The organism is Kitasatospora sp. NPDC088160 (assembly GCF_044741445.1).
GTDB lineage: Bacteria > Actinomycetota > Actinomycetes > Streptomycetales > Streptomycetaceae > Kitasatospora.
In genome coordinates this window covers 154,809-169,415 of sequence record NZ_JBIUSS010000011.1, presented here as the reverse complement: position 1 = coordinate 169,415, position 14,607 = coordinate 154,809, and the positions used below count along the sequence as shown (strand labels likewise).

General features: G+C 71.5%; 13 protein-coding genes. 8 read left to right on the top strand and 5 right to left on the bottom strand.

Going from position 1 to position 14,607, the window contains the following annotated elements; all coding sequences use genetic code 11:
- The first annotated feature begins 108 nt into the window (after nt 1–108).
- From rapZ to ACIOGZ_RS19060, 8 genes are all read left to right on the top strand, one after another.
- Nucleotides 109–993, top strand: coding sequence for an RNase adapter RapZ (gene rapZ, locus ACIOGZ_RS19095; RefSeq protein ID WP_350885802.1), 885 nt, complete (start codon nt 109–111; stop codon nt 991–993).
- A 63-nt stretch (nt 994–1,056) separates the two neighbouring features.
- Nucleotides 1,057–2,154: a uridine diphosphate-N-acetylglucosamine-binding protein YvcK gene (gene yvcK, locus ACIOGZ_RS19090; protein ID WP_350885867.1), complete on the top strand. Its 1,098-nt coding sequence runs from the start codon at nt 1,057–1,059 to the stop codon at nt 2,152–2,154.
- Nucleotides 2,145–3,125: a DNA-binding protein WhiA gene (gene whiA, locus ACIOGZ_RS19085; RefSeq protein ID WP_063349505.1), complete on the top strand. Its 981-nt coding sequence runs from the start codon at nt 2,145–2,147 to the stop codon at nt 3,123–3,125. Before yvcK ends, whiA begins: the two co-directional genes overlap by 10 nt.
- Before the next feature lie 300 nt (nt 3,126–3,425).
- Nucleotides 3,426–4,433, top strand: coding sequence for a type I glyceraldehyde-3-phosphate dehydrogenase (gene gap, locus ACIOGZ_RS19080; protein WP_363580434.1), 1,008 nt, complete (start codon nt 3,426–3,428; stop codon nt 4,431–4,433).
- 150 nt (nt 4,434–4,583) lie between these two features.
- Nucleotides 4,584–5,786 (top strand): phosphoglycerate kinase, encoded by a 1,203-nt coding sequence (locus tag ACIOGZ_RS19075; RefSeq protein WP_363580436.1) that lies wholly within the window; start codon nt 4,584–4,586, stop codon nt 5,784–5,786.
- 5 nt (nt 5,787–5,791) lie between these two features.
- On the top strand, nt 5,792–6,577 hold the full coding sequence (gene tpiA, locus ACIOGZ_RS19070) for a triose-phosphate isomerase (protein ID WP_350885798.1): 786 nt from the start codon (nt 5,792–5,794) through the stop codon (nt 6,575–6,577).
- 87 nt (nt 6,578–6,664) lie between these two features.
- Nucleotides 6,665–6,901 carry a preprotein translocase subunit SecG gene (gene secG / locus ACIOGZ_RS19065; protein ID WP_063349509.1) on the top strand — a complete coding sequence of 79 codons (237 nt, stop codon included), beginning with the start codon at nt 6,665–6,667 and terminating at the stop codon, nt 6,899–6,901.
- A gap of 205 nt (nt 6,902–7,106) precedes the next feature.
- Nucleotides 7,107–7,394 (top strand): RNA polymerase-binding protein RbpA, encoded by a 288-nt coding sequence (locus ACIOGZ_RS19060; protein ID WP_063349510.1) that lies wholly within the window; start codon nt 7,107–7,109, stop codon nt 7,392–7,394.
- 68 nt (nt 7,395–7,462) lie between these two features.
- Here ACIOGZ_RS19060 and pgl read toward each other — a convergent pair whose 3' ends face one another.
- The 5 genes from pgl to tkt all read right to left on the bottom strand — a co-directional run bounded on the left by pgl (nt 7,463) and on the right by tkt (nt 14,300).
- Nucleotides 7,463–8,251: a 6-phosphogluconolactonase gene (gene pgl / locus ACIOGZ_RS19055; protein ID WP_363580439.1), complete on the bottom strand. Its 789-nt coding sequence runs from the start codon at nt 8,249–8,251 to the stop codon at nt 7,463–7,465.
- A complete protein-coding gene (gene opcA / locus ACIOGZ_RS19050) occupies nt 8,248–9,354 on the bottom strand; it encodes a glucose-6-phosphate dehydrogenase assembly protein OpcA (RefSeq protein WP_363627954.1) in 1,107 nt (368 codons plus the stop codon). Before opcA ends, pgl begins: the two co-directional genes overlap by 4 nt.
- Nucleotides 9,351–10,907, bottom strand: a complete 1,557-nt coding sequence (gene zwf / locus ACIOGZ_RS19045) for a glucose-6-phosphate dehydrogenase (protein WP_363580670.1) — start codon at nt 10,905–10,907, stop codon at nt 9,351–9,353. Before zwf ends, opcA begins: the two co-directional genes overlap by 4 nt.
- A 64-nt stretch (nt 10,908–10,971) precedes the next feature.
- Nucleotides 10,972–12,111: a transaldolase gene (tal, locus tag ACIOGZ_RS19040; protein WP_063349514.1), complete on the bottom strand. Its 1,140-nt coding sequence runs from the start codon at nt 12,109–12,111 to the stop codon at nt 10,972–10,974.
- Nucleotides 12,112–12,200: 89 nt separating this feature from the next.
- The gene (gene tkt, locus ACIOGZ_RS19035; RefSeq protein WP_400986521.1) at nt 12,201–14,300 is read right to left on the bottom strand and encodes a transketolase; all 2,100 of its coding nucleotides are present in this window, start codon (nt 14,298–14,300) and stop codon (nt 12,201–12,203) included.
- Nucleotides 14,301–14,607: the final 307 nt, after the last annotated feature.

Sequence of the window (14,607 nt, the reverse complement as noted above, 5' to 3'; positions counted from 1 at the left end):
CGACCGTCAGACGGCGCGCCCAGCCCCCGCCCGCCTGTCCGGGCAGGGGAAGGGCGATCGCGCCGTGCGCGTTCTCCCCAGCAGAAAGACCGAGAGCGGGGAACCGAAGTGACCGTGTCAGACGTGGCCGAGAACGCGCCGGAGCTGGTGATCATCTCCGGCATGTCCGGAGCCGGCCGCTCCACCGCCGCGAAGTGCCTGGAGGACCTGGGCTGGTTCGTGGTGGACAACCTGCCACCGGCCCTGATCCCGACCATGGTCGACCTGGGCGCCCGCTCCCAGGGCAACGTCGCCCGGATCGGCGTGGTCGTGGACGTCCGGGGCCGTCAGTTCTTCGACGACCTGCTCACCTCGCTCGACGAGTTGGAGAAGCGCGGCGTCCGGCTTAGCGTGGTCTTCCTGGACTCCTCCGACGACGCGCTGGTCCGCCGCTTCGAGAGCGTGCGCCGCCCGCACCCGCTGCAGGCCGACGGCCGGATCGTCGACGGCATCGCCCAGGAGCGCGACCTGCTGCGCGACCTGCGCGGCGAGGCCGACCTGGTGATCGACACCTCCAACCTCAACGTGCACCAGCTGCGCGCCAAGCTGGACGCCCAGTTCGCCGACCACGACGAGCCCGAGCTGCGCGCCACCGTGATGTCCTTCGGCTTCAAGTACGGCCTGCCGGTCGACGCCGACCTGGTGGTGGACTGCCGCTTCCTGCCCAACCCGCACTGGGTGCCCGAGCTGCGCGCCCGCACCGGCACCGACGCGGACGTCGCCGACTACGTGTTCCAGCAGCCCGGTGCCAACGAGTTCCTGGACGGCTACGCCGAGCTCCTGCGCATCATCACCGAGGGGTACCGCCGCGAGGGGAAGCGCTACATGACGCTTGCCGTAGGCTGCACCGGTGGCAAGCACCGCAGCGTCGCGATGTCCGAGCGCCTGACCAAGCGTCTCATCGCCGACGGAGTGGAGACGGTGCTCGTCCACCGTGACATGGGACGGGAGTGACCGCCGCCTCCTAGCCGGGCCGCCGGCGGGGCCGGCGGCCGCGGCGAGGAACGCGAGGTGAGTGTGGCGGGATATGTGCCCGGGCGGCAACCGCAGAACAGGAGTGCCGACCGGGCGGGTGGCCCGGCCCGGCCGCCGGTCCCGAGCCGGCCGCGCAGCAGCCCCGCCCGGGCCAACCCGGCCCCCCGGATCACCGCGCTCGGCGGCGGCCAGGGCCTGTCCGCCTCGCTCTCCGCGCTGCGCCGGCTCACCAGCGACCTGACCGCCGTGGTCACCGTCGCCGACGACGGCGGCTCCAGCGGCCGGCTCCGCACCGAGCTGGGCGTGCTGCCCCCCGGCGACCTGCGCAAGGCGCTGGCCGCGCTGTGCGGGGACGACGACTGGGGGCGCACCTGGTCCGAGGTGATCCAGCAGCGCTTCACCGGCACCGGCGAGCTCGGCGGCCACGCGGTCGGCAACCTGCTGATCGTCGCGCTCTGGGAGAAGCTCGGTGACCCGGTGGCCGCCCTGGACTGGGTCGGCCGGCTGCTGAACGTCCAGGGCCGGGTACTGCCGATGTCGGCGGTGCCGCTGGACATCGAGGCGACCGTGCGCGGCCACGACCCGGAGCGCCCCGGCGAGCTGTCGGCCGTCCGCGGCCAGGCCAGCGTCGCGGTCACGCCCGGCACCGTGCAGTCGATCCGGCTGCTGCCGGACGGGCCGCCGGCCGTCCCGGAGGCGGTCACCGCCGTCCGGGAGGCGGACTGGGTGGTGCTCGGTCCCGGCTCCTGGTTCACCAGCGTGCTGCCGCACCTGCTGGTCCCGGAGCTGGCCAAGGCGCTCACCGAGACCCGCGCCCGCCGCCTGCTCACCCTGAACCTGGCCCCCCAGCCCGGCGAGACCGAGGGCTTCACCCCGCAGCGCCACCTGGAGGTCATCGCCGACCACGCCCCGGGCCTCGCGGTGGATGCGATCCTGGTGGACGAGCGCGCCGTCACCGGCGGCGCCTTCGGCCAGGCGGATCTGGCCGGTCTGGAGAAGGCCGCCGAGCGGATGGGCGCCGCCCTGGTCCTGGGCCGGGTGGCCCGCACCGACGGCACCCCGCGACACGACCCGGAGCTGTTGGCGGCAGCGTACGACCGGATTTTCCGGACACATGGAAGGATCGGGCCATGGCGATGACTCCAGCGGTGAAGGACGAGATCAGCCGGCTCCCGGTCACCAGGGCCTGCTGCCGCAAGGCGGAGGTGTCGGCGATCCTGCGGTTCGCGGGCGGGCTGCACATCGTGAGCGGCCGGATCGTGATCGAGGCGGAGCTGGACACCGGCGCGGCGGCGCGGCGGCTGCGCAAGGACCTGCTGGAGATCTTCGGACACTCCTCCGACCTCGTGGTGATGGCCCCCGGCGGACTGCGGCGCGGCAGCCGCTTCGTCGTCCGGGTGGTCAAGGACGGCGAACTGCTCGCGCGCCAGACCGGCCTCGTGGACGGCCGGGGCCGGCCGATCCGGGGGCTGCCCCCGGCAGTCGTCTCCGGGGCCACCTGCGATGCCGAGGCGGCCTGGCGCGGGGCCTTCCTGGCGCACGGCTCGCTCACCGAGCCGGGCCGCTCCTCCTCGCTGGAGATCACCTGCCCCGGCTCCGAGGCCGCCCTCGCCCTGGTCGGCGCGGCCCGCCGGCTCGGCATCCCGGCCAAGGCCCGCGAGGTGCGCGGCGTGGACCGGGTGGTGATCCGCGACGGCGACGCTATCGGCGCGCTGCTGACCCGGCTCGGCGCGCACGAGTCGGTGCTCGCCTGGGAGGAGCGCCGGATGCGGCGCGAGGTCCGGGCCACCGCCAACCGCCTGGCCAACTTCGACGACGCCAACCTGCGCCGCTCGGCCCGCGCCGCGGTGGCGGCCGGCGCCCGGGTGGCGCGGGCGCTGGAGATCCTCGGCGAGGAGGTGCCCGAGCACCTGGCCGCGGCCGGTCAGCTGCGGATGCAGCACAAGCAGGCCTCGCTGGAGGAACTGGGCGCGCTCGCCGACCCGCCGCTGACCAAGGACGCGGTGGCCGGCCGGATCCGCCGCCTGCTGGCGATGGCGGACAAGCGCGCCTCCGAGCTCGGCCTGCCGAGCACCGAGGCCAACCTCACCGACGAGATGGCGATGAACTGACCGCCGCACCGAGTGGCTGTTCCGCGGCCGGTGTCCGGATTCCGGGCACCGGCCGCCGCCGTGTCCGGAGGGGATACCCGGACGCGCCCGGTGTGCGCAAATTGGTAGAGACCACTGACCGGGACCAACTGCCCTGACGGCCAAGGACGGTCGGCCTGATTTCGCGCCACGCCAGGTCGTCGCACGTGGCGCGATGTGCCCTCCCAGGCCTGGGAGGGGTAGGGTCATAGGCGGTCGGGGACTTCCCAAATCTCACCCCCGTCGGCTTAGCTCCGGCGTACCTAACGAGGAGATCGGTTCGTGACGATCCGGGTAGGCATCAACGGATTCGGCCGCATCGGCCGCAACTTCTTCCGCGCGGTCAAGGCGCAGGGCGCGGACATCGAGATCGTCGGTGTCAACGACCTCACTGACACGAAGACCCTGGCTCACCTGCTCAAGTACGACACCACCCTGGGCACCTTCCCGGGCGAGGTCTCGCACACCGAGGACAGCATCACCGTCGACGGCAAGACCTTCCAGGTCAGCGCCGAGCGTGACCCCGCCAACCTGCCGTGGGCCGCCCTGGGCGCCGACATCGTCGTCGAGTCCACCGGCATCTTCACCAAGGCCGAGGCCGCGAAGAAGCACCTCACCGCCGGCGCCAAGAAGGTCATCATCTCGGCGCCCGCGAGCGACGAGGACGTCACCATCGTCCTGGGCGTCAACGAGGACAAGTACGACGCCGCCAACCACTCGATCATCTCCAACGCCTCGTGCACCACCAACTGCGTGGCGCCGATGGCCAAGGTGCTGCACGAGAACTTCGGCATCGTCAAGGGCCTGATGACGACCGTCCACGCGTTCACCAACGACCAGGTGACCCTGGACTTCCCGCACAAGGACCTGCGTCGCGCCCGTGCCGCGTCGCAGAACATCATCCCGACCTCGACCGGTGCCGCCAAGGCGACCGCCCTGGTCCTGCCGGAGCTGAAGGGCAAGCTGGACGGCACCTCGCTGCGCGTCCCGGTCCCGACCGGCTCCATCACCGACCTGGTCGTCACCCTGGAGCGCGAGGTGACCAAGGACGAGGTCAACGCCGCCTTCCAGAAGGCCTCGCAGGAGGGCCCGCTCAAGGGCATCCTGACCTACACCGAGGACCCGATCGTCTCCTCGGACATCGTCAACGACCCGGCCTCCTGCATCTTCGACTCCCAGCTCACCATGGTCCAGGGCAACCAGGTCAAGGTGCTCGGCTGGTACGACAACGAGTGGGGCTACTCGAACCGCCTCGTCAACCTGACCTCCCTCGTCGGCGGCCAGCTCTGACGCAGCGGGAGCTGACGTGATGTAGGGGCGAGGGCCCGGCTGGCGCACTGTGCCGACCGGGCCCTCGCTCTGCGCACCAGGACTTCCCAGGCGGCCCCTGCGCCGTGCCGCCTCTGCGCATCAACCATCTCCCCAGGAGAGCCAATCCCCGTGAAGACCATCGAAGACCTCGACGTCGCCGGCAAGCGCGTGTTCGTCCGTGCCGACCTGAACGTCCCGCTGGACGGCACCACGATCACCGACGACGGCCGGATCCGCGCCGTCGCCCCGACCATCGCCAAGCTCGTCGAGCGCGGCGCCCGGGTCGTCGTCGCCTCCCACCTCGGCCGCCCCAAGGGCGCGCCGGACCCGCAGTTCTCCCTCGCGCCGGCGGCCGCGCGCCTCGGCGAGATCCTCGGCAAGAACGTCGCCTTCGCCACCGACACCGTGGGTGAGAGCGCCGAGTCCACCGTGGCCGCGCTGGGCGACGGCGAGGTCGCGCTGCTGGAGAACCTGCGCTTCAACGCCGGCGAGACCAGCAAGGACGACGCCGAGCGCAAGGCCTTCGCCGAGCAGCTGGCCGCCCTCGCGGACCTGTACGTCGGTGACGGCTTCGGCGCCGTGCACCGCAAGCACGCCTCGGTCTACGACCTGCCCGGCCTGCTGCCGCACGCGGCCGGCGACCTGATCGCCACCGAGGTCGGTGTGCTCAAGAAGCTCACCGAGGAGGTCGCGCGCCCGTACGTGGTCGTGCTCGGCGGCGCCAAGGTCTCCGACAAGCTCGGCGTGATCGACAACCTGCTGAAGAAGGCCGACCGGATCCTGATCGGCGGCGGCATGGCGTACACCTTCCTCAAGGCCAAGGGCCACGAGGTCGGCATCTCGCTGCTGCAGGAGGACCAGATCCCGGTCGTCCTGGACTACCTGAAGCGCGCCGAGGAGACGGGCGTCGAGTTCGTCCTGCCGGTGGACGTCCTGGTGTCGGTGGACTTCCCCGACCTCAAGACCAAGGCCCCGGCCAACCCCTCGCTCGTCGCCGCGGACGCGATCCCGGCCGACCAGGAGGGCCTGGACATCGGCCCGAAGACCCGCGAGCTGTACGCGGCGAAGCTGGCCGACGCGGGCACCGTGTTCTGGAACGGCCCGATGGGCGTCTTCGAGCACCCGGACTACGCGAACGGCACCAAGGCCGTGGCCCAGGCGCTGCTGGACAGCGACGCGTTCACCGTGGTCGGTGGCGGCGACTCCGCCGCGGCCGTCCGCATCCTGGGCTTCGACGAGAACGCATTCGGACACATCTCGACCGGCGGTGGCGCCAGCCTCGAGTACCTGGAGGGCAAGACCCTCCCCGGTCTCGCCGCCCTGGAAGGCTGAAAGCAATGACTGAGCGTCTCCCGCTGATGGCGGGCAACTGGAAGATGAACCTCAACCACCTTGAGGCCATCCAGCACACCCAGAAGCTGGCCTTCGCGCTGGCCGACAAGGACTACGAGGCCGTCGAGGTCGCCGTCCTGGTGCCGTTCACCGACCTGCGTTCGGTGCAGACCCTGGTCGACGGCGACAAGCTGAAGATCAAGTACGGCTCGCAGGACATCTCGCAGCACGACTCCGGTGCCTACACCGGCGAGGTCTCCGGCCCGATGCTGGCCAAGCTGAAGTGCACCTTCGCGGTGATCGGCCACTCGGAGCGCCGCCAGTACCACGGTGAGGACGAGGCGATCGTCAACGCCAAGGTCAAGGCCGCCTACCGGGCCGGGATCACCCCGATCCTGTGCATCGGCGAGCCGCTGGACGTCCGCAAGGCCGGCACCCACGTCGAGCACACCCTCGCCCAGCTGGACGGCGCCCTGGCGGACATCCCGGCCCACCAGGCCGAGTCCATCGTGGTCGCCTACGAGCCGGTCTGGGCGATCGGCACCGGCGAGGTGGCCACCCCGGAGGACGCGCAGGAGGTCTGCGCCGCCATCCGCAAGCGGATCGCCGAGCTGTACGACGCCGAGCTGGCCGACAAGGTCCGCGTGCTGTACGGCGGTTCGGTGAAGTCGTCGAGCGCGGCCGGTCTGATGGCCAAGCCCGACATCGACGGCGGCCTGATCGGCGGTGCCTCGCTGGACGCCGACGAGTTCGTCAAGATCGTGCGCTACCGTGAGCAGGCAGTAGGCTAACGCCGCTGCAGCAACGTAGGCTTTGGGGCCGGACCGCCGTCAGCGGTCCGGCCCCGTCGCCGAAGATACGAGAGAGTTGGTCCCGTCGTGGTTCTCGGGTTCTCGATTGCCCTGATCATCTTCAGTCTGCTGATGATCCTGCTGGTGCTGCTGCACAAGGGGAAGGGCGGCGGCCTGTCGGACATGTTCGGTGGCGGCGCGATGTCCACCGGCGGCGGCTCGGCGGTGGCCGAGCGCAACCTGGACCGCATCACGATCGTGGTCGGTCTCGCCTGGTTCGCCTGCATCATCGTGCTGGGCCTGGTGCTGAAGTACAAGAGCTGACGTAACCCTGACGCCCCGTCGCCCGAGCGCCTATCCTGGGACGGTCGGGGGCGGAGGCGATGGCGGTGGACGCTTAACTCCTGCTTACACTAGGACGACTTTCGCCACCGACGCGCACTGCGGAGGGTCGGCGCACCAGCACGCAGGGAGTCAGACCGTGGCAAGTGGCAACGCCATCCGTGGCAGCAGGGTCGGAGCGGGCCCGATGGGCGAGGCGGAGCGCGGCGAGTCCGCCCCGCGCAACCGGATCACCTTCTGGTGTGCCAACAAGCACGAGACCCGGCCGAGCTTCGCCGCCGAGGCCGTCATCCCGGACACCTGGGACTGCCCGCGGTGCGGTTTCCCGGCCGGACAGGACGAGCACAACCCGCCCGCGCCCTCGCGCAACGAGCCGTACAAGACCCACCTCGCCTACGTCCGCGAGCGGCGCACCGACGCCGACGGCGAGGCGATCCTCGCCGAGGCGCTGGCCAAGCTGCGCGGCGAGATCTGACCCGGACGACAGACAGCGAAGGGCGCCACCGTCGAGGACGGTGGCGCCCTTGTGCGTTGCCGGGCCCGTTACGCCGAGGCCGGCGGGTACAGCTGGGGCGGGATCTGCTCCGCCGCGGCCCGGTCCAGCAGCCACAGGGTGCGGCTGCGGCCGTACGCGCCGGAGGCGGGCGCCTGGAGCTCGCCCGGGCCGGACAGGGCCATCGCGACCGCGTCCGCCTTGTCCGCGCCGGCCGCCAGCAGCCAGACCTCGCGGGCCGCCCGGATCGCCGGGAGGGTGAGCGAGATCCGGGTCGGCGGGGGCTTGGGGGCCCCGCGCACGCCGATCACGGTCAGCTCGGTCTCCCGCACGCCCGGGTGCTCGGGGAAGAGCGAGGCGACGTGGGTGTCCGGGCCGACGCCGAGCAGCAGCACGTCGAAGGCCGGGACGCCGAGCCGGTCACCCGGGCCGGAGGCCTTCGCCAGCTCCTCCGCGTAGCGGGCGGCGGCGGCCTCCACATCCGAGCCGTCCGCACCGTCCGAGGCGGGCATCTCGTGCACCCGCGCCGGGTCGAGCGGGACGGAGTCCAGCAGTTCGGCGCGGGCCTGGACGGCGTTGCGGTCCGGGTCCCCGGCGGGGACGAAGCGCTCGTCGCCCCACCAGAGGTCCAGCCGCGCCCAGTCGACCGCGTCGCGCGCCGGGGAGGCGGCGATCGCGGCCAGCAGGGCGTTGCCGTTGCGCCCGCCCGTGAGCACCACCGAGGCGGTGCCGCGGGCGGCCTGGGCGTCCACGATCCGGGTGATCAGCCGGGCCGCGGCCGCCTGGGCCATCAGCTCCTTGTCCCGGTGGACGACCAGCTGCGGGGTCGCGTTGGTCATGCGCTCCCCTTGGCGGCGCGCTTGGCGGGCTTCTTGGCGGGAGCCTTCTCGGCGGCCTCGGCCTCGGCCACGTCCTCGGACGCGACCTTGGCGGTCACCCGGGCGGGGTTGGCCACCGCGGCCTCGGTGACCGCCGCGCGGGCGACCCGCTCGGCCGCCGCCGTCTCGGCGGTGTCCGGCTCGCGCAGCCGGTCGACGGGCGTGCGCACGGCCGTCGCGTAGATGTCGTCCGGGTCGAGCCGGCGCAGTTCCTCGGCGATCAGCTCCGAGGTCTCGCGCCGCTTGAGCGCCACCTGGCGGTCCGGGGAACCGACCATGGAGAGCGTGCCCATCAGGCCGTCCGGGCGGTCCAGGGTGATGTCGCCGTCCTTGGTGCGCAGGTGCACCGCGGTGATGCCGGGGCCGCCGGTGACGATCCGCTCGACCGGCACGTGCAGCCGGTTGTGCAGCCAGAGGCCGAGCAGTTCGACGCTGGGGTTGTAGGACTCGCCCTCGACCACCGCGGAGGTGATCGTGACCGGCCGCTGGTCCAGCGCGGCGGCCAGCATCGAGCGCCAGCCGGTGATCCGGGTCCAGGCCAGGTCGGTGTCGCCCGGGGTGTAGCTCTGGGCCCGCTGGGCGAGCTGGCCGACCGGGGACTCGGCGGTGACGGCGTCGGTGATCCGGCGCTGGGCGAGCGCGCCCAGCGGGTCCTGCGCCGGGTGCAGCGGCGCGTTGTCGGGCCACCAGACGACGACCGGGGCGTCCGGGAGCAGCAGTGGCAGGACCACCGACTGCGCGTGCGCGGCGAGTTCGCCGTGCATGCGCAGGATGACCGTCTCTCCCGAGCCGGCGTCGGTGCCGACGAGGATCTCGGCGTCCAGCCGGGTCTCGGCGCGGGCCCGGGGCGAGCGCCCGGCGCGCTTGATCACCGCGAGGGTGCGCGAGGGGTGCTCGCGGGAGGCGTCGTTGGCGGCCTTGAGGGCGTCGTACGCGCTGCCCTCGTCGGTCACGATCACCAGGGTGAGCACCATGCCGGCGGCGGTGGAGCCACTGGCCCGGCGCGCCTCCATCAGCGCGGCGTTGATCTTGCTGGACGTCGTGTTGGTGAGGTCGATCTTCATGGCCGGCGCCAGCTCCTGCCGTCTCGTGCGAGCATCTCGTCCGCCTCGGCCGGGCCCCAGGTCCCCGCGGAGTACTGGGCGGGCTTGCCGTGGGTGTCCCAGTACTTCTCGATCGGGTCGAGGATCTGCCAGGAGAGCTCGACCTCCTGGTGACGCGGGAACAGGTTGGCGTCGCCGAGCAGCACATCGAGGATGAGCCGCTCGTACGCCTCCGGGCTGGACTCGGTGAAGGACTCGCCGTAGGCGAAGTCCATCGTGACGTCCCGGACCTCGAAGGAGGTGCCCGGCACCTTGGAGCCGAACCGCACCGTCACGCCCTCGTCCGGCTGGACCCGGATGACCAGGGCGTTCTGCCCCAGCTCCTCGGTCGCGTAGGAGTCGAACGGCAGGTACGGGGCGCGCTGGAAGACCACCGCGATCTCGGTGACCCGGCGGCCCAGCCGCTTGCCGGTGCGCAGGTAGAACGGGACGCCCGCCCAGCGGCGGTTGTTGATCTCCAGCTTGATCGCCGCGAAGGTGTCGGTCTTGGAGTCCGGGTCGATGCCGTCCTCGTCCAGGTAGCCGACCACCTCCTCGCCGCCCTGCCAGCCGGCCGCGTACTGGCCGCGCACGGTGTGCCGGCCGAGGTCGGCCGGGAGCTTGACGGCGCTGAGCACCTTGAGCTTCTCGGCCACCAGCGCCTTCGGGTGGAAGGACGCCGGCTCCTCGATGGCGGTGAGCGCCATCAGCTGGAGCAGGTGGTTCTGGATGACGTCGCGGGCGGAGCCGATGCCGTCGTAGTAGCCGGCCCGGCCGCCGATGCCGATGTCCTCGGCCATGGTGATCTGCACGTGGTCGACGTACGACCGGTTCCAGATCGGCTCGAACATCTGGTTGGCGAAGCGCAGCGCCAGGATGTTCTGGACCGTCTCCTTGCCCAGGTAGTGGTCGATCCGGAAGACCTCGTCCCGGGGGAAGACCTCGTGGACGATCCGGTTCAGCTCCTGGGCGCTCTCCAGGTCGTGGCCGAAGGGCTTCTCGATGACCGCGCGACGCCACGAGCCCTGCGGGGGGTCGGCCAGGCCGTGCTTCTTGAGCTGCTGGACGACGGTCGGGAAGAACTTCGGCGGGACGGACAGGTAGAAGGCGAAGTTGCCGCCGGTGCCCTGCGCCTTGTCCAGCTCGTCGATGGTCTCGCGGAGCTTGTCGAAGGCGTCGTCGTCGTCGAAGGTGCCGTGGACGAAGCGCATGCCCTTGGCGAGCTGCTGCCAGACCTCCTCCCGGAACGGGGTGCGGGCGTGGTCCTTGACCGCGTCGTGGACCTCCTTGGCGAAGTCCTCGTCGTCCCACTCGCGCCGGGCGAAGCCGACGAGAGAGAAGCCCGGCGGCAGCAGACCGCGGTTGGCCAGGTCGTAGATGGCCGGCATGAGCTTCTTGCGGGACAGGTCGCCGGTGACTCCGAAGATGACCAGACCGGACGGCCCCGCGATGCGCGGGAGCCGTCGGTCGGCCGGGTCACGAAGCGGGTTGACGGGGGCCGGCGGGAGATCGTCCGCGTCCGACTCCGAGGTCAACTCGGGGAAATCAGTGCTCACTTGTTGGGCTCCGCTTTCGTGCGCTGGCTGTGTGAGCGAACGGTCACTTCTCGCCGGCGAAGGAGGCGAGCGAGGCGGTGACGGTGTCGAGCAGCTCGTTCCAGGACTGCTCGAACTTCTCCACGCCCTCGTCCTCCAGCACCTGGACCACGTCGTCGTAGTCCACGCCGGCGGCGGCGATGGCGTCCATCACGGCCTTGGCGTCGGCGTAGTTGGGGACGATGGTGCCGCCGGTGACCACGCCGTGGTCGGCGGTGGCCTCCAGGGTGGCCTCGGGCATGGTGTTGACCGTGCCGGGGGCGACCAGCTCGGTGACGTACAGGGTGTCCGGCAGAGCCGGGTCCTTGACACCGGTGGAGGCCCACAGCGGGCGCTGCGGCTTGGCGCCGGCGGCCTCCAGCGAGCGCCAGCGGGCGCTGCCGGCGGACTTGCCGTCGACCGAGCCGAAGACCTCCTCGTACGCCTGGTAGGCGAGGCGGGCGTTGGCCAGGGCGGCCTTGGAGCGAAGGTCCCGGGCGTCGCCGCCGATCTTCTCCAGGCGCTTGTCGATCTCGGTGTCCACGCGGGAGACGAAGAAGGAGGCGACCGACTCGATCTGGGAGAGGTCCAGGCCCTTGGCCTTGGCGGCCTCCAGGCCGGTCAGGTAGGCGTCGATGACGGCCTTGTAGCGCTCCAGCGAGAAGATCAGCGTGACGTTGACGCTGATGCCCCGGCCGATCACCTCGGCGATCGCGGGCAGGCCGGCCTTGGTGGCGGGGATCTTGATGAAGACGTTCGGGCGGTCGACCAGCCACCACAGCTGCTTGGCCTCGGCCACGGTGGCCGCGGTCTCGTGCGCCAGGCGCGGGTCGACCTCGATGGAGACCCGGCCGTCGCGGCCGTTGGAGGCGTCGTAGACCGGGCGCAGCACGTCGGCCGCGTCGCGCACGTCCGAGGTGGTGATCATGCGGACGGCCTCGTCGGTGGTGACCTTGCGGACGGCGAGGTCGCGCAGCTGGCCGTCGTAGGAGTCGTCGCCGCCGCCGATGGCCTTCTGGAAGATGGTCGGGTTGGTGGTAACGCCCACCACGTGCTTGTTCTGCACCAGCTCGGCGAGGTTGCCGGTGTTCAGCCGCTTGCGGCTGAGGTCGTCCAGCCAGATCGCCACGCCTTCGTCGCTGAGGCGCTTCAGTGCGTCAGTCATGGTGCTTCAGTCCTTTTTTGTTCTGCTTCGTGGGGTAGTCAGAGGGGGCCGTGCGCCCGCGTGCGGGCGGGCGCACGGCCCAGGGGGCGTCAGCGGTTGACGGCCTCAAGGGAACGGAGGGCGTTGTGGGCCTCGGCCACCACGCGCTCGGCGGTCAGGCCGAACTCCTCGAAGAGCACCTTGTAGTCGGCGGAGGCGCCGAAGTGCTCCAGCGAGACGATCCGGCCGTGGTCGCCGACCAGCTCGCGCCAGCCCTGGCCGATGCCGGCCTCGACCGACACCCGGGCCTTGACCGACGGCGGCAGCACGCTGTCACGGTAGGCCTGGTCCTGCTCCTGGAACCACTCGAAGGACGGCACCGAGACCACCCGGGTGGCGATGCCCTCGGCCTCCAGCACCTCGCGGGCCTTGACGGCCAGCTGGACCTCGGAGCCGGTGCCCAGCAGGATCACCTGCGGGTCGCCGCTGGAGGCCTCGGCCAGGATGTAGCCGCCCTTCGCGGTGCCCTCGGCGGAGCCGAAGACCTCGCGGTCGAAGGTCGGGACGTTCTGGCGGGTGAGCGCCAGGCCGACCGGGCCGGGGTGGGTGGTCTGGCGCTCGATGACGGTGCGCCAGGCGACGGCCGTCTCGTTGGCGTCGGCCGGGCGGACCATGGCCAGGCCCGGGATGGCGCGCAGCGAGGCCATGTGCTCGACCGGCTGGTGGGTCGGGCCGTCCTCGCCGAGGCCGATCGAGTCGTGCGTCCAGACGTAGGTGACCGGCAGCTTCATCAGCGCGGCCAGGCGAACGGCCGGGCGCATGTAGTCGGCGAAGACCAGGAAGGTGCCGCCGTACACGCGGGTCTTGCCGTGCAGGGCGATGCCGTTCATGGTCGAGCCCATGGCGTGCTCGCGGATGCCGAAGTGGATCGTCCGGCCGTACGGGCTGGCGCTCTTCAGCGGGTTGCCCTCGGGGAGGAACGAGCTGTCCTCGTCGATGGTGGTGAGGTTGGACTCGGCGAGGTCGGCCGAGCCGCCCCACAGCTCCGGGATGACCGCGCCGATCGCCTTGAGGGTCTCGCCGGAGGCCTTGCGGGTGGCGACGTCCTTGCCGGCGGGGAAAACCGGGATGGTCTTCTTCCAGCCCTCGGGAAGCTCGCCGGCCTGGATGCGGTCGAACTCGGCGGCGCGCTGCGGGTCGGCGGCGCGCCAGGCCTCCAGGGACTGCTCCCACTCGGCGTGGGCGGCCTTGCCGCGCTTGATGACCTCGCGGGCGTGCTCGATCACCTTGTCGGAGACCTCGAAGGTCTTCTCCGGGTCGAAGCCCAGGACCTTCTTGGTGGCGGCGATCTCGGCGGCGCCGAGCGCGGAGCCGTGCGCCTTGGCGGTGTTCTGGGCGTCCGGGGCCGGCCAGGCGATGATCGTGCGCATCGCGATGATCGACGGACGGGTGGTCTCGGCCTTGGCCGCGGCCAGCGCGTCGGCCAGGACGGCCACGTCGATGTCGCCGTTGGCCTTCGGGGCGACCCGCTGGACGTGCCAGCCGTACGCCTCGTAGCGCTTGAGGACGTCCTCGGAGAAGGCGGTCTCGGTGTCGCCCTCGATCGAGATGTGGTTGTCGTCGTACAGGGCGACCAGGTTGCCCAGCTTCTGGTGACCGGCCAGCGAGGAGGCCTCGGCGGAGATGCCCTCCTCCAGGTCGCCGTCGGAGACGATGGCCCAGATGGTGTGGTCGAAGGGGGACTCGCCGGCGGCGGCGTCCGGGTCGAACAGGCCGCGCTCGTAGCGGGCGGCCATCGCCATGCCCACCGCGTTGGCGATGCCCTGGCCGAGCGGGCCGGTGGTGGTCTCCACGCCCGCGGTGTGGCCGTGCTCCGGGTGGCCCGGGGTGCGGCTGCCCGCGACGCGGAAGGCCTTGAGGTCGTCCAGCTCCAGGCCGTAGCCCGACAGGTACAGCTGGGTGTAGAGGGTCAGGCTCGTGTGCCCGGGGGACAGCACGAACCGGTCGCGGCCTACCCACGACGGGTCGGTCGGGTCGTGGCGCAGGAAACGCTGGAAGATCAGGTACGCCGCGGGGGCCAGCGACATGGCCGTCCCGGGGTGTCCGTTGCCGACCTTCTGGACGGCGTCCATGGCCAGGACCCGCGCTGTGTCAACCGTGCGCTCGTCCAGTTCGGACCACTCGAATGCGTTCGTCGGCGTCGTGCTCACCCTGTCTCAGGGCTCCTTCCGTTGTGAAGAGTGACCCCGTGAAAGGGGACCGGGTCGGCCACGGCGCTGTGGTCTCGACGCTGGGTGGTGCCGGTCACGGAGGGTAGATCCCGCTTCTGCGTGCGAGCCTACCGTCCGGCCCGGGGCTCACCCTCCGTGCTGGGACAACCAGGAAATCCGGATGGTGATTCCCACCAGGGCGGTCTGCCTGATTTTGTCCCAGGCTCTCCTGTTTTACGGCACCCTGCCGCTCCGGTGGTCAGGACGGGTTGCGGCGGCGCGCCGGAACGGCTCCGTGGCTTCACCC

What these genes read in the sequence shown, in the direction of transcription:
- tpiA (WP_350885798.1), top strand. Translation starts at nt 5,792, where the DNA reads ATGACTGAGCGTCTCCCGCTGATGGCGGGCAACTGGAAGATGAACCTC.
- tal (WP_063349514.1), bottom strand. Translation starts at nt 12,111, where the DNA reads ATGACTGACGCACTGAAGCGCCTCAGCGACGAAGGCGTGGCGATCTGG.
- opcA (WP_363627954.1), bottom strand. Translation starts at nt 9,354, where the DNA reads ATGAAGATCGACCTCACCAACACGACGTCCAGCAAGATCAACGCCGCG.
- ACIOGZ_RS19060 (WP_063349510.1), top strand. Translation starts at nt 7,107, where the DNA reads ATGGGCGAGGCGGAGCGCGGCGAGTCCGCCCCGCGCAACCGGATCACC.
- whiA (WP_063349505.1), top strand. Translation starts at nt 2,145, where the DNA reads ATGGCGATGACTCCAGCGGTGAAGGACGAGATCAGCCGGCTCCCGGTC.
- pgl (WP_363580439.1), bottom strand. Translation starts at nt 8,251, where the DNA reads ATGACCAACGCGACCCCGCAGCTGGTCGTCCACCGGGACAAGGAGCTG.